Raw genomic sequence first — 15,411 nt, forward strand, 5'->3', positions numbered from 1 at the left:
CAGGATATACTCCACAAAAGCGTTTAAACTCTTCTGGATTCAAATTTTTTACTTTTTCGTAAGTCATTGTTTTTCTGAGTGTTTTACTTTATTTTACATAATCAGTTCCTATTTTTGCAGGAGGTCTGGTAATCAACCGCTTTAAAAACCCCTGTAGTCTAATCACTACGCTATCTGCACCGTTCGGCTGAGCTCACGGCCGAAGCCTTGACAATTAAAGATATGGGGTTCTACTCAAGAGTTCTAGTTTCTCCCCTGTAAGTAGGTAAAATCTTTGCAGGAACTAGACAAAGCAGTATTTGAAGCTAACGTTTCAATTCAAGCAAACTTTGTAGAAATACAACTATCGTGGGGCATACAAAAAGTAACGCGCAAGCGTGAGAACCACCTCTGGGTTGGATAACGCAAGGTATCTAGTTTAAGTGGACTCAATGAACCAAGAATCCCGAAGCGCTTAGTGCGACGGGAGTGTCAAACCTAGTTTATTCATGTTTTCAACCCCCAAAAATTAATTATGCCAGGGGCAATGGCTAAAAATGCCAGAAAATATATCTTTAAAAGGATGCTTTTAGCCTAAAAAAAGGGCATTCTAGAGTTAAGTCCTCTTGATCACCCAGGGATGACGGCGGTTCTTAAAAAACTCTCTCCATCAGACTCACTATAATTAAAACGGTAGCCTAGCTATGTCGGCAGAATCTAGACATCGGCGCCTACTTGCCAATCGATACCAACTGGTCGAGTTGATCGGTAGCGGTGCCATGGGACAAGTATATCGAGCGGAAGATAAACTCTTAGGTGGCGTAACCGTCGCCGTGAAATTTCTCTCGCAAACTCTCCTCAACAAAAGAATGCGCGAGCGTTTCGAGCGAGAGGCAACTATTTCGGCACTTTTAGGCGAAAAAAGTATTCATATTGTTAAAGTTCGTGATTATGGTGTAGATGAAAAGGATGTCCCCTTCTACGTCATGGAGTTTTTGCAGGGGGAAAGCATAGGAGAAATCATCAAATATCACCCGCTGCCTCTCTCGCGCTTCTTTCATCTCACCCGTCAGATTTGTTTCGGCATCGAATGCGCCCATAAGGGTATTATCTTCCAAGGCGAGATGTGTCCGATTATTCACCGGGACATCAAACCTAGCAATATTATCGTGATTCAGGACTCAGGATTAGGGGAATTGGTGAAAATTCTCGATTTTGGCATCGCTAAACTCATCCAGTCGGGAGAATCCCAAACCCAATCGTTTATGGGAACCCTAGCCTATTGTTCCCCAGAACAGATGGAAGGTAAAGAACTCGATCATCGTTCCGATATCTACAGTTTTGGGATCGTGATGTACGAGATGCTCACGGGAAAAACGCCCTTTTTTCCCGATAATTCCTCCTTTGGCGGTTGGTATGAGGTTCACCACTACGCTGAACCCCGTCCCTTTAATCCTAGCTTGCAATTACCGCCAGAATTAGAACAGTTAATCCTGCGCTGTTTAGCCAAAGCACCCAGCGATCGACCGCAAAGTATTACAGATATACTACAACTTCTCGAACGACTCGAACCCCTAGTCAAAAATAATCAACCTAATAAATTGCATCGTATCGGTGAAATAGTCAAAAAAATCGACGATTACACCGCCAAAACTAAAACCCTTGAAGATTTAGATCGAACCGGTCTTGCTGTCGCTAATACTAAGGATATCTGTCTCAAGTCCATTTGGCCCGAGGATAAACCGCGCCAAAAAATCGTCTTCCCACGCTGTATCAAGGCTGCTGACGGCGTTTTTGCCAGTTTATGGGTAATGTTGGATCGAGAAGATATCCCCGTCCGGGTTGCTAGTGTCCGTTATAATCAATTCCTCTTCTTACCCACACCCCACCCGATGATTCTCTGGATTACTGTCCTCTATCATCGTCAACAGGGTCCCCGTTGGTTGCCCTGTTATTTGGACTTAAAAACCCCCCAGGGTCAAAAAATGACCAAAACCCTTGGCGAAACTGGTCAATACTGGATTTTATTTTTCTCCCTCGAAGGCGGCCCGATCTGTGAAAATGTGATCACCGCTAATATTCCCGCCAATCAATGCCAAATTTTGCAGCAATGGGTGAGAGATAGTCAATTATCCCCAGTGGGCAGCCCGCAAATTAGCAAGCGGACATTAAAACGGAAACTTGATGAACTTAAACCCAAAATTTTGGCCAAATTAGCCTCAGAATTAGCCGAAGGCACACCAATTTAACTTTCTAAAAAATCAAATCAGGGGGGGTTAGTTAATACCCCCCCTTTTATCTATACTATTCACCCAGATTACAGGGGTCGATAGACGCGATAATCAATATTGGGGAAAATATTATCGATTTCCTCGACTTTTTCCAGCCAACCAGAGTCAATCTTCTCGGATTTCACATCTTCATAGATTTTATTTAACCGCAGCAGGTGGGAACGAGTGCGCCGGACAGCATAGGGAACCATTGTACCGGTTCGCATAATAAAAGCCCAGTCAGAAGATTGTGCTAATAATAACTCCCGGGCCGCCTGATTTAAAGCCCGTTCCTGCAATTCATCCTCCGCTTCATGATGACTTAATTCAATCATCCGTTCTGTGCCTTTGTGTAGGTGAGGATAGATCCAAGCGTTAGTTTCATTTAGCCAGTATTCGTGAAAACCCTTATAACCCCAACTGGATTGGGAAGGACGACAGACCTGCTGATGGGGGTTAGCCCGGAGATAATCGGCTAAATGGGTCATTTGGTAGATATTTTGGTCATACCAAGACTTACGGAACAGAAAATCAATAAACCAGGGTCCTTCATACCACCAGTGACCGAATAACTCGGCATCGTAGGGAGAAACAACCAGGGGAGGACGGCCCATAATTCCGGCTAAACTCTCCACCTGCCGCTCGCGATTATACATAAAATTGCCCGCGTGTTCGGCGGCCTTTTCTTTGGCCCAGTAGGGGTCATAAAGCCCTTTTTCCGATAAACCACCGTCCCGGCTAGTAATTTTGTGGTATTTAATGCCTATATTCTTGCGTTGACCGTTGGGCATGATATAGGGCTTAATATACTCGTATTCCGCTTCCCAGCCCAAATCTTTATAGAATTCCCGATAGACTATATCCCCCGGATAACCGACTTGGGAAGACCAAACCTGTTGGGAAGATTCATGGTCACGACCGAAAGCAGCCACCCCGGTTTCTGTGAAAATCGGCGCATAACTGCCGTAACGGGGGCGCGGACGACCGTAGAGAATACCGTGGCCATCGACGAGGAAATAACGAATGCCCGCATCGGCTAACATTCTTTCTACCCCTTCGTAGTAGGCACATTCCGGCAACCAAATGCCCTTGGGACGACGACCGAAATTTTCTTCGTAGTGTTGACAGGCCACCTCAATTTGCGCCCACACCGCTTGCGGGTACATTTTCATCAGGGGCATATAACCATGGGTCGCACCACAGGTGATAATTTCTAGGTTATTACTGTCGAGGAATTGTTTAAAGGCTTTGACCAGATCTCCATCGTATTTTTCCCAAGTTTGTCGGATACTTTGGAAGGATTCAGCGTAATATTCGGCTAAGTAGCGAATATGGCCATTATGTTGATTATGGTCGATTTCTTTAGCAATTAATTCTTCTAACTTACCTAAGTGTTCTTCATAGCGCTCTTGCAGTAACGGATCCCGCAGCATCGACACCAACGGCGGAGTCATGCTCATGGTCATTTTAAAATCGATACCGTCCCGCTTGAGACCTTCAAAAACTTGCAGGAGAGGGATGTAGGTTTCTGTGATTGCTTCGTATAACCATTCTTCTTCGAGGACGTAATCGCTTTCGGGATGGCGGACGAAAGGGAGATGCGCGTGGAGAACTAGGGCAACATAGCCAAAAGCCATAGGATTTCTTCTTAGAATTAAGGAATAAAACTTTAAGATTAGGTTGAGTAGATTTTATACTATCTTAAGCTTCTACAATAAAGAATATGATAAAAGTCGATCGATGATCGATCGATCTCGTCAATCCCTAGGTTTACTAATTTTCCGATGCTCCCATCTAATGAGCCACTGACTGCTTTAGGAAGAGAGACGACAACGCCTCTCTCGATTCAACTTTTGCTATTTGTTGATGACCGTCCCAGTTCTCAAGAAATTATCCGTCAAATTCAGTCCTATCTCCAGTCTTTAAAGTCTGATTACCCAATTGACCTACAGATCATCGAAATTCGCCAGCAACCTCATTTAGTCGAACATTTTCGCCTTGTAGCTACCCCAGCCTTGGTCAAGATTGCCCCCGGTCCCCGTCATACCCTCGCGGGCAGTAATCTGGTGGAACAGTTTAAAAAATGGTTGGTACGCTGGCAAAAAGCGATTAAAGAGGAGGTCAAAAATCATCACGCTGAGGATGAACAACGTCAAGAGGTGGAACATTCGGGCGAACTCATCCGCATCGCCGATGAGGTTTTTCGTCTTAAACAGGAAAAGGAAGAATTATTAGAACAATTAAAATTTAAAGACCAAATTTTGGCTATGTTAGCCCACGATTTACGCAGTCCTCTTACCGCTGCTTCCATCGCTGTGGAAACCCTCGAATTAGCCTATCATCAACCGGATACGGAGCGCAGTCTGCAATTACGAGAACAACTGCACCAACAGGCCCGCAAACAGTTCCGGATTATGAACCGTTTGATCACGGATATTCTGCAAGCTTCTAAGAGCATGGCGGCGCAATTCACTCTCCACCAGAGTAAATTTTATCTGCAAGCTCTTTGTCAGGAAATTTTGTCTCAATTTACCGATACTTTTCAGGAAAAGACTTTAATTCTCCAAAGCGATATCCCCCAAGATCTGCCCCCCGTCTATGCTGATGAGGAGTTAATCCGACAGGTGATTATTAATCTCTTGGAGAATGGCATCAAATATACCCCCGCTGGCGGCGCAATTACCCTTTCTGTCCTCCATCGTACTACTCAAAAAGTACAAGTGAGCATCAGTGATACCGGTCCCGGCATTCCCGAAGAAAAACAAGAGCATATTTTTGAAGGTCATGTGCGTCTCAAACGGGATGAGGGTAAAGAAGGTTATGGCATCGGTTTATCGGTCTGTCGCAAGATTATTCGCGCCCACTACGGTCAAATTTGGGTGGATAGTGTCCCCGACCACGGCAGTAGTTTTCACTTCACTCTGCCAGTTTATCGCTAAAATGCTCCGCTAACCAATTATCAATGTCCCCTAAAACTAAGTCGGGGATTTCCCAGGGGAACAGATGGGCCGTATCTGGGTAACATTTCCACTGAGACAGTTTTAGTTTTTCGGCGGTTTCTTGGCTCGAGGCACTGGTAATATGGCGATCATTTGCCCCCGCCAGAACTAAGCAGGGAATTGTGATTTTGTCAAGAGATTTTAAACAATTGTAACCTTTTTTTAAAGCCCGATTTAAAGCGCGATCGGCAGCTGGAGAAGTGCCTAAGTAGGCGGGAACAGCATCTTGAGCGAGATATTTATAAGATATCGCTTGATGTTGTGAAAAAAGGTACTGAAACAGGGAACGACGGGCAAAAGTATCAATATTCCAACGCCATCCCGGTTTGATCTGATTGAGAATTGCCGCTATCCCCGTCAAAACTAAGTCTGTGGTGCGGACAGGAGGATGACTACCCCAAGGACGCGCAGCCGAGGCCACGAGAATCAAACCGGGAAAGCGATCGGGATGCCGCAATACTAATTCCAGGGCGATTATACCCCCCAAAGACCAACCGAGAATTAAACATTGCTGGATTTTTTGGCGATCGAGCAGTCCGATTAAATCCTCTAGATGTTCTTCTAGCTGAAAATCCGGGCGATAACGACTTTTCCCGTAGCCGCGCAAATCCGGGGCCAGGGTTTGCCAATGTTGGCAAAAATGATCAGTAAATACAGACATACTACCCGCCGAACCGGGATGACCATGCAGACAGAGGATCGGATAGCCATTACCTTTGATGTTAACGTTGAGGGCGATCGACATGGAGCAGTTATCAGGAGTCAGGAGTCAGGAGTCAGGAGTCAGTAGTCAGGAGATTATTTTTATTTATTCTCGCCACTCCCTTCTACCCACTTGCCAATTCATAATTCATAATTTCTTTTTCCCACTTCTCACCTCATTATATTGACTAGGATATATGAGCGATCGAGTCTCTGATATGTCAAACTAGAGAATAGGAGAGAGTTGGTCTAGAGGTTGCGGGATCATTTGATCAATGATTCCGAGGAAAGTCCGAACTCCCGAAAGACCACACTTGCTGGATAACGTCCAGTGCGCGCGAGCGTGAGGATAGTGCCACAGAAAAATACCGCCCCCTTTTTCAGTGATCAGTAAACAGTAACGAAAGTAAATTTACTGATAATTAATAACTTTCCACTGATAACTGATAACTGATAACTGATTGGGGGTAAGGGTGCAAAGGTGCGGTAAGAGCGCACCAGCAGTATCGAGAGGTACTGGCTCGGTAAACCCCGGTGGGGAGCAAGGTGGAGGGACAAAGGTTGGTCTTTTTCCTGTCCCGTTTTTAGGAACCGCTTGAGGTAATTGGTAACAATTATCCCAGATAGATAACCTCTATTCCAACAAAGGTAAAAGCAATTTTACTGCTGTTGGGAAATACAGAATTCGGCTTATGTCTGACTCTCTCCTTTATCAGTATTCAGTATTCAGTAATCAGTGATCAGCTACTGAAGGCAAAAGGCAAAGGCTCCAAAAAAGAATCTGGCAAATCTCCTACCTAAAAAGAAGGTTAGAAACTAATTACATCAAAGCTTTTAGCTTAACAAATTAGATTTGAGATTCGGCCTTTGTTACCAGTTCACTGTTTACTTTTTACTTTTTACTGATCATTGAAAAAAATCTCCCCACTTCATAATTCATAATTTATAATTCATAATTTATAATTCCCGCTCCCATGTCCTTAAGTGATCCGCGTCGCCAAAAACAATTAAAAACCCTAGTGGAAAAGCTAGGTTTATCGGCTGATGTCCCCGTCAGGTGGGATTTATTAGATTTGGCCCTAACTCATCCCAGTGTTTCCCGTGATAAGAATTATGAACAATTGGAATTTGTAGGCGATTCTGTGGTAAGACTCGTGGCGGCGGAGGTATTGTTAGAAACCTATCCAGAGGCGCTCGTGGGAGAATTTGCCGCGCTGCGATCGATGATGGTTAGCGATCGCACTCTGGCGGAATTTGCGGATCGCTACGGTTTCGAGCGTTATTTGTTGGTATCAAGTAGTACGAGTATTGATCGGGCGGGGCGAATTTCTCGACTAGCAGACGCTTTTGAGGCAGTTTTAGGAGCCTTATATCTTAGTACACAGACAATGATTTTAGTGCGTTCTTGGTTAGATGAACCACTGCGGGAAAAAGCGGCCGAAATTCGTCGAGATCCGGCCCGACAGAATTATAAGGATGCCTTGCAGGAGTGGACACAAGCAAAATACAAAAAACTGCCGCAATATTTAGTAAAAGAAATCAATGGTTTAGATCAAGAGCGTTTTTGTGCGGAAGTGTGGTTAAATGAGCAGAAATTAGGAGTGGGAACAGGCAGAAGCAAAAAAGCGGCGGAACAGGCAGCGGCGAAATCGGCTTTTCTAGAAGTGGTTAAAGGCTAAATGGGGGCATTTTTGCCTAACGGACGAATTGCCAGAGGCGAATTTTAAAATCATAATTACCACTAGCCAAATACTGCCCATCGGGACTAAAAGCGAGGGATTCCACCCAGTCGGAATTATTATCAAACCAGGCCAACTGTTTACCCGTGGTCACATCCCATAAACGCACACCGTCATTACTAGCACTAGCGAGAATTTGTCCGTTAGGATGGAGTGCCAAGGAACGGATTCGGGCTGTGTGACCGATGAGGGTAAATAATAACTGATTATTGCTCGTATCCCAGATTTTAATCGTGCGGTCTAAACTACCCGTAATTAAATTTTTACCGTCGGGAGTGTATAAAAGCTGGCTAACCGCTTGGGGATGGGCAGCAAATTTCGATAAAAATTTGCCCTCGCGGATGTCCCAAAAATGTACCTCACCGTCTTCATGACCACTAGCAAGGGTGACACCATCGGATTTCATCCCTAGGGAATAAACAAAATTACCCACCCAATTTAAACGATAGAGGGGACGGCGGGGGGGTTGCACTGTCCAGAGGCGAATTCCTTCCAAACCACCACTAATTAACGTTTTACCATCGGGAGTAACGGTGAGGGCGAGGACAGTATTGCCGTGTTCGAGGGCAACTCCTAAATACTTGCCTTCCACCAGATTCCAAAAATTAATGGAACCATCTAAACCGCTACTAACTAATAATCTTTCGTTGGGACTAATGGCTAAAGCTTTGACGCTGGTTCTTTGGGCGCGAGTTTGGGAAACTTTTTGCCCTGTTTTTACTGACCAAATTCTCAGGAGAGGATCCGTATCACTACCACCAGCGAGAACAAATTGGTTATCGGGGCTGAAAATCACAGCATTAGGGGTGGATTGTTGCCCTTCTAAGGTTTTAGCGAGGGTAAGTCTGCCTAAACCTTCTACTAGGATAGTTTCTGGGGTTTTTTCGCCACTTTCAGCTGCGGGTTTAGGGGGGGCAATAGGACTTTGGGCCTGACTAAGTTGATGTTGCCCGATTGTCAGCGTGGTTAGGACAGTGACCACAATTGCTCCGACAAGTTTCTCCCCACCCGTAAATCGGAATTTCATAAATTTAGTTGAATATTAACAAATGAACGGTGCTATAGATTCTAGCCTTTGAGGGGATTGATTGCCAAGCAAGGTGAAATTTTTGAGCTAAGAAGGTCGATTTTTTTCGTTTTTCAGGTTTGGTAAAGCTACTTGACCCGATTGGGGCGGTAAATAGTATCTTGCCGCTTCTTCTTTGTTGATTATCCTGCTTTTTTGGCTCTGTTGCCACCTGGCGAATATAGCAATCGCCATAATCGTTGCCCCTAAAGATAGCAGTGTCCATCTTTGTCCTAGAACCCCGATGATGACATCTACTGCCGCTGCGGTAAAGATAAAGCTAGTTATTGGTTCTTGACGGTAAGCTTTCTTGAGAAAACGCGGCCAGAGGAGATTACTCATTTTATCTATTATTTCTACGGTTTCGATAATTCCAGCTTATCCTAAATAGTTGGACAAAGGTAAAGTTAAGTAGCTGGTTATAATTAAATTAAAAATGGATTTTAGGTTTGATCCCCCCTGCCCCCCTTGATAAGCTTTCCTTTAGTCACATCTTTCTTAACATTTCAAACCTTTGTAGCATAAAGCTTTCAAGACTCGGTTAACAATTTGTAATATTCCTTGTTGACACCCTTACTGACAAAGAAAAAACTGAAATCAAGTCAGGATAAGGGTTGGAGTGCTTACTGAAAAAATTGTTAAGAAAGATCCCTATAAGGGATAGCTTGATAAGGGGGGTGCCGATAGGCGGGGGGATCTGAAAGTTTTTAATACCTATCTACTTAACTGTGGAGTCAGGAGTCGGTCGTCAGTAAGAATTGCGGCAATTGAACTCCCAATACTCATCACTGGAGAATCCGATCCTTTAACAAATACAAAGAGAAGATACCCCCTCAAAACCCGTTGATAGGATTATGGTAGTGACCGAAATCAACTTTTAAGAATCTATAATGGGCTTTATTGTCCATTATCATCCAAATAACGGCTAAACAGCCTGTTGTATGCACTTTTTCTCGGTATTATCATGGCCTATCCTCTCTACGTCGCTTTTATTTGGCATCAACACCAACCCCTCTACAAATCCTGTCAAACTAGCACCGATGCTTCGGGACAATATCGCTTACCCTGGGTGCGACTGCATGGAGTGAAAGATTATCTCGATTTAATCTTAATTCTAGAACGTTTTCCCAAATTACACCAAACCGTTAATCTTGTCCCCTCTTTAATCCTGCAATTAGAGGATTACGTCAACGGACTAGCTATAGACCCCTATCTTGCTCTCACCGTCACCCCGGAAGCGCAATTAACCCTAGCACAAAAACACTTTATCCTCGAACACTTTTTCGATGCTAACCATCGTACCCTGATCGATCCGCACCCCCGTTACGCCCAATTATACGCACAGCGTCAAGAAAACGGTCATAGTTGGTGTATTAGTCATTGGAATCTGCAAGATTATAGCGATCTCTTGGCTTGGCATAACCTCGCTTGGATCGATCCTATCTTTCACAGTGACCCGGAAATCGCTACTTGGTTAGAACAGGGAAAAAACTTCACTTTAAGCGATCGCCAGCGAATTATCTCCAAACAGCGTCAAATTCTGCGTCGTATCTTGCCGCAACATCGGTTAATGCAGGAAACTGGACAACTAGAAATCATTACCAGTCCCTACACCCATCCAATTTTACCCCTGCTGGCCAACTCGGAAGCCGGCCGGGTAGCGGTGCCGAATATGACCCTTCCTCGTCAATATTTCCACTATCCTGAAGATATTTCGCGCCATCTCCGGAAAGCTTGGCAAATCTATATCGATCGCTTTGATAAACATCCTCGCGGACTTTGGCCCTCGGAACAATCCGTTAGTCCCGCGATTCTCCCCGCTGTCGCTAAACAGGGTTTTCAGTGGTTATGTTCCGATGAGGGGGTGTTAGGTTGGTCCCTAGGACATTACTTTCATCGCGACGAAAAGGGCAATATTAGTGAACCGGAATTGCTTTATCGTCCCTACCTTCTGGAAACTAGCAACGGCAATTTATCTATGGTTTTCCGCGATCATCGTCTCTCGGATCTGATCGGATTTAGCTATAGTGGCATGAAAGCGCAAGAGGCCGCTACAGACTTAGTTAAACACCTAGAAGCGATCGCCGAGCAACTGAAAACCAACGCAGAAACCACGACCCTAGAAAAACCCTGGTTAGTTACCATTGCGCTAGATGGCGAAAACTGCTGGGAAAACTATCATCAAGACGGTTTACCCTTCCTAGAGAACCTTTATCAACTTTTAAGCGACCACCAAGCGATCAAATTAGTCACCGTCTCGGAATATCTCGATCGCTTTCCCGCTAATGCTAAAATCCCTGTCAATCAACTTCATAGCGGCTCTTGGATCGATGCCAATTTTACCACTTGGATCGGCGATCCCGCTAAAAATAAAGCTTGGGAATATCTAATTTTAGCCCGTCAAGCCCTCGCTAATCACCCGGAAGCGACGGAAGATAATAACCCCGATGCGTGGGAAGCATTGTATGCAGCGGAGGGTTCCGATTGGTTTTGGTGGTTTGGTTATGGCCATTCTTCTAATCATGATGCAATTTTTGACCAACTTTTCCGCGAACACCTGATCGCTCTCTATCAAGCTTTAAATGAGCCAATTCCCTCCTATTTGCTCGAACCGGTGGAAAAACACGGGGATAAACAAAGTAATCGTCCGCTGGCCTTCATTCACCCCATTATCGACGGTTTTGGTGACGAACAGGATTGGGATAAAGCTGGACGGATCGAAATTGGTGGCGCCAGTGGTACAATGCACCGGACTTCCTTAGTACAAAGGCTCTTTTTCGGTTGGGATCACCTCAATTTTTATCTGCGTTTCGATTGGAAACCGGGGGCGGAATTAGGCAAAGATATCCCGCCTGAAGTGCATTTATATTGGTATTATGACGAAGTGCATCGTCTGCAAAGTCCAATTCCCCTAACAGATATTCCCCCTCGATCGCCCCTCGATTACGGTTATCATCATCATCTAGGAGTTAATTTAATCACGGAATTTACTTGGTTAGAAGTTGCTCAAGAATATTTTACCTGGCAACGAATTCCTAGTAGTGCCAAAGCTTCTTTTAATCAATGTTTGGAAATTGCTGTCCCCTGGGAAGGATTGCACATTGAACCCGATGCTCGTCTCCATTTAATCGCAGTTTTAGCTAATCAAGGTCAATACTATGATTTCCTCCCCGTTGAAGAATTAATCTTCCTGCAAAGACCTTAAATCAGTGATCAGTGATCAGTAATCAGTAATCAGTTTTTTAGTTATCAGCTAGAATCATACTAAATCCGTTGAGTATAGGTTACATATTAGGATAGGCAAGAGGCAAGAGGCAAAAGGCAAAAGAGGAAATATAGCGGTTCTCACACCTGTGTGGCACATTTAAACCTTTGCTGATTAAGCTTTTTAACATCGATAATGTACCTCTTGCGAACAGGAAACGCTATAGATAATCAGTCTTTAATAACCGGATTTAGTATTAAACGCTATCCTTGGGGAAATGGATGCGGATCACTGGCAAATTCACCACATCTGTGCAGCGGTAAAAAAGCTAGATAGTCCCATGATCTAGCTTTTTCAGGGCGCTGAGAGCATGGAGACGGACGATTGCTTCCCCATCGGCTGCTAAAGTCAGCAAAATACTTTTATTATCCCGCTCTAATTCTCCTAAAGCGATCGCTAGAGACTGTTTAACTCCCGTATCACCGAGGATCGCCGGACGGGAGTGATAAAAATTACTGAGAATTTCCCCTGCTTGTTGGCGTAATTTCTGGGAGGTTTGCCGGCCGAGAATAGCGATAATTTCCCGACAAATCAAGACATTTTCGCTATATAAAGCCTTTTCTAGATAATTTAAAGCTTCTCCATCCTCGATCCAGCCTAATGCTCGCACTACAGTTAATTTTAAACTATCGGGAGTTAAGGAAGATTGCAGGAGTGGATTTAAAGCTTTAGCTGAGGTTGCTGTGCCGATACGACCGAGAGCGATCGCAGTTTCTTGACAGATCTCAAGGTGGACATCGAATAACAGCGGTTGCAGATGGTTAACTAAATCTGCTTGGGGATAATTCGTCCCTAGGTAACTACTAGCTTTAATTGCTTCCCGTCGCACCTCGATGGCCGGATCCTGTAAAGCATCGAGGATAATCACAGTAATCTGGGGATGGTGAAAACTGCTTAAAGCTTCGATCGCCATAGACCGAATGGCGCTAGATTGATCCTTAACTACAGTTAAAAGCGGTTCGATAATTTCCGGCCGGCGAATTTGTGATAAAGCTTGTACGGCTAAAAAACGGGTATTAGAGTCGGACAGTAATTGCCCTAAACTGGAGATCGCAGAACTGCCGATATTAGCTAAAGCGGCCGCAGCCATTTGGCTGAGTTCCTCCTCCTCCGATCTTTGCAATAATTGACTGAGAGCGAGAATACAGGCTCGATCGTCAAATTGACTGAGAATTCTCGCCAGAAACCAGCGCATTTCCCCATCTTGTTCCTCGGATTCTAACAGGGCAATTAAAGGAGCGATCGCCGATTGACCGATTTGAGGAAATAGTTTCGCTATCTCCCATCGCTGTTGAAAATCGCATTTTTGTAAAGCTTCTAGGGCTAAATCGAGGATTTCATCGTTAATAATTGGTTCAATAGCATCTTTTTGGTTTAAAAGTCGCTGTATGCTGGCGTTTACTGTCTCCCAGTCCTTTTTATTCAACGCTATCTGAGCTTTTTCTAGCAGAGCTTGCATCGTGAGAAATGGCCTCGATTTTCGTGCTACCTATCCCAAGAATGTCAGATTTTCTCGCTTTTGTCCTCTCTTCTATGCAAGAAACCGATAATAAATCTTCACATTGTGCATCGGACATCAGTAGAGGGCGCATCAGCGATCGCACAGTAGGGACGACTATAACAAAGGGGTGTTTCCAAGTCGTGTTGTTCCAAAAATTCCCGATTACTTAAAATCTTAGCGGTTTCTCCCTCTGCTACCACCTGACCACGACTTAACACCACCGTGCGATCGCATAATTCTAAAGCCAGATCGAGATCGTGGGTGGCGATCACTTGGGTTTGGGGTAAAGTGGCCAACAGTTGTATTAATTGCCGACGGGACCGGGGGTCCAGTTGGGCGCTAGGTTCATCAAAAACTAAGACCTCCGGTAACATGGCTAAAACCCCCGCAATTGCCACGCGTTTTTTTTCACCCCCCGATAGATTCTGACTGTTTCTCTTACCGTAATGCTGGGAATCTAATCCCACCGCGTGTAAAGCATGATGACAGCGATGGTTTAGATCCTCTCCCCGAATACCCTGATTCATCGGGCCAAAAGTCACATCTTCCCAGACAGTGGGCATAAATAGCTGATCGTCGGGGTTTTGGAAGACTAAACCGACAAAATTGCGGATATTTTCTAAATTCTCCGGTTTAACTTGGTAGGGACCGACGGTGATTCTACCGGTTTGCGGCGGGAGAATACCGTTAAAATGCAGTAATAAGGTGGATTTTCCCGATCCATTGGCCCCGACTAAAGCCACCTTTTCCGTAGCTTCAATGGCTAAGTTAATACCCTTTAACGCTTCTGTACCGTCAGGATAGATATAAACTAGGTTTTCAATAAAAATCGGGTTGTGGTGCATGAAAAACGAGACTTTTACCGAAAAATTGGGTTTAAGGTTCCCCGTCCTTTAGCGTAGCGGAGGACGGCTTTTTTTGCAACAGGTTGTCAATCTAGCCTCCAGTTTAGGCAACGGGAGTGTCAACCGAGTAGATGTACCATTTGACCCCAGAGGATCAGAATTACTATACAAATTATAGCGAGATAATCGTTCAGCTTGCTTTGGGGAACCTGTAGAGAAGGCAAGGAACCAGTGTAACCCCTCGATAACATGGCTTGATAAATGCGATCGCCACGTTCGTAGGTACGGATAAATAAAGAGCCGATCATGTGTCCCACTAGCAACCGCTGCCATCGGGGACTACTCATTAAATTACGCGCAATTGCCGCCCTTCGCATGGAATTAAATTCAGCGATCAAAACAGCTAGATAACGGTACATAGAAGCTAAAATTGCCACCAATAAAGGGGGAGTTTTCAGGGTAACTAAGGCTTGTAACAGGTCGGGAATTGCTGTGGTTAAAACCAGAATATTGACCGTACAAAGACAGAGAAAAGCTTTTAGGGCCACACTGCCTAAAACCAGCAATCCCTCGCTAGTTATCCGCAAAAATCCCCAAGACCAAAGAATTTCGCCGCCATCACGAAAAAGAGTTCCCAATAAAACCACACCGATAAAGACAAATTCGATCGCTACTCTTTGTAAAAGTACGGGAATAGTCACCCGACTGATCAGAATTAAAATAATTAATCCTAATCCGTAAATCCCCCAAGTTTCCCAGCTACCATTCGGAGTTAAGGCTGTAGCAAAAACTAACAAAAGAGTCACTAAAACCCGGGTATGGGGCGCAAGTTTCTGCCAAAAACCCGAATTTTGGCCTGTATTTTCGCGAGAAAAAGTGGCAATATGTAGCATTTATTCAGTTATCAGTTATCAGTTATCAGTTATCAGTTAGAAAGGGGATATAGGGGTTTAGGGATTTAGGGGTTTAGGAGTTTAGGGGTTTAGGGATATAGGGATATAGGGGTTTAGGGAAATTTCAGCCAAATGCCCCACTACCCCACTAC

The 15,411-nt window shown here is 44.6% G+C and carries 11 protein-coding genes and 1 other RNA gene; 5 read left to right on the plus strand and 7 right to left on the minus strand.

Annotation, left to right across the window (positions count from 1 at the left end; translation table 11 throughout):
• The first annotated feature begins 683 nt into the window (after window positions 1–683).
• Window positions 684–2,228, plus strand: coding sequence for a serine/threonine protein kinase (locus IQ234_RS15230; RefSeq protein WP_193957700.1), 1,545 nt, complete (start codon window positions 684–686; stop codon window positions 2,226–2,228).
• A gap of 68 nt (window positions 2,229–2,296) precedes the next feature.
• Here the strand turns inward: IQ234_RS15230 and IQ234_RS15235 are convergent, their stop codons facing one another.
• Window positions 2,297–3,886 (minus strand): glycoside hydrolase family 57 protein, encoded by a 1,590-nt coding sequence (locus IQ234_RS15235; protein WP_016517256.1) that lies wholly within the window; start codon window positions 3,884–3,886, stop codon window positions 2,297–2,299.
• A 147-nt stretch (window positions 3,887–4,033) separates the two neighbouring features.
• Between IQ234_RS15235 and IQ234_RS15240 the strand changes: the two genes are divergently transcribed.
• Window positions 4,034–5,188 (plus strand): histidine kinase, encoded by a 1,155-nt coding sequence (locus IQ234_RS15240; RefSeq protein WP_193957701.1) that lies wholly within the window; start codon window positions 4,034–4,036, stop codon window positions 5,186–5,188.
• Here IQ234_RS15240 and IQ234_RS15245 read toward each other — a convergent pair.
• Window positions 5,166–5,993 (minus strand): alpha/beta fold hydrolase, encoded by an 828-nt coding sequence (locus tag IQ234_RS15245; protein WP_193957702.1) that lies wholly within the window; start codon window positions 5,991–5,993, stop codon window positions 5,166–5,168. The two genes, IQ234_RS15240 and IQ234_RS15245, sit on opposite strands and share 23 nt — an antisense overlap.
• Window positions 5,994–6,190: 197 nt before the next feature.
• On the opposite strand from IQ234_RS15245, the gene rnpB reads away from it, so the two are divergent.
• Both rnpB and rnc read left to right on the plus strand, forming a co-directional pair.
• Window positions 6,191–6,658, plus strand: an RNA gene (gene rnpB, locus IQ234_RS15250) — RNase P RNA component class A.
• A 266-nt stretch (window positions 6,659–6,924) separates the two neighbouring features.
• Window positions 6,925–7,629, plus strand: a complete 705-nt coding sequence (gene rnc / locus IQ234_RS15255) for a ribonuclease III (RefSeq protein WP_002748582.1) — start codon at window positions 6,925–6,927, stop codon at window positions 7,627–7,629.
• A 16-nt stretch (window positions 7,630–7,645) separates the two neighbouring features.
• Here rnc and IQ234_RS15260 read toward each other — a convergent pair whose 3' ends face one another.
• The gene (locus IQ234_RS15260) at window positions 7,646–8,716 is read right to left on the minus strand and encodes a WD40 repeat domain-containing protein (RefSeq protein WP_193957703.1); all 1,071 of its coding nucleotides are present in this window, start codon (window positions 8,714–8,716) and stop codon (window positions 7,646–7,648) included.
• A gap of 87 nt (window positions 8,717–8,803) precedes the next feature.
• Window positions 8,804–9,097, minus strand: a complete 294-nt coding sequence (locus tag IQ234_RS15265; RefSeq protein WP_193957704.1) for a hypothetical protein — start codon at window positions 9,095–9,097, stop codon at window positions 8,804–8,806.
• Between the two features lie 622 nt (window positions 9,098–9,719).
• On the opposite strand from IQ234_RS15265, the gene IQ234_RS15270 reads away from it, so the two are divergent.
• Window positions 9,720–11,960 carry a glycoside hydrolase gene (locus tag IQ234_RS15270; protein ID WP_193957708.1) on the plus strand — a complete coding sequence of 747 codons (2,241 nt, stop codon included), beginning with the start codon at window positions 9,720–9,722 and terminating at the stop codon, window positions 11,958–11,960.
• A gap of 328 nt (window positions 11,961–12,288) precedes the next feature.
• Here IQ234_RS15270 and IQ234_RS15275 read toward each other — a convergent pair whose 3' ends face one another.
• The 3 genes from IQ234_RS15275 to cbiQ all read right to left on the minus strand — a co-directional run bounded on the left by IQ234_RS15275 (window position 12,289) and on the right by cbiQ (window position 15,259).
• Complete coding sequence (locus IQ234_RS15275; protein WP_193957705.1) at window positions 12,289–13,479, minus strand: HEAT repeat domain-containing protein; 1,191 nt, start codon at window positions 13,477–13,479, stop codon at window positions 12,289–12,291.
• 98 nt (window positions 13,480–13,577) lie between these two features.
• Window positions 13,578–14,366, minus strand: coding sequence for an energy-coupling factor ABC transporter ATP-binding protein (locus IQ234_RS15280; protein ID WP_193957706.1), 789 nt, complete (start codon window positions 14,364–14,366; stop codon window positions 13,578–13,580).
• Window positions 14,367–14,485: 119 nt separating this feature from the next.
• On the minus strand, window positions 14,486–15,259 hold the full coding sequence (gene cbiQ / locus IQ234_RS15285) for a cobalt ECF transporter T component CbiQ (protein WP_193957707.1): 774 nt from the start codon (window positions 15,257–15,259) through the stop codon (window positions 14,486–14,488).
• Window positions 15,260–15,411 lie beyond the last annotated feature (152 nt).

Source organism: Microcystis aeruginosa LEGE 91341, assembly GCF_015206885.1.
Taxonomy (GTDB): Bacteria; Cyanobacteriota; Cyanobacteriia; order Cyanobacteriales; family Microcystaceae; genus Microcystis; species Microcystis aeruginosa_H.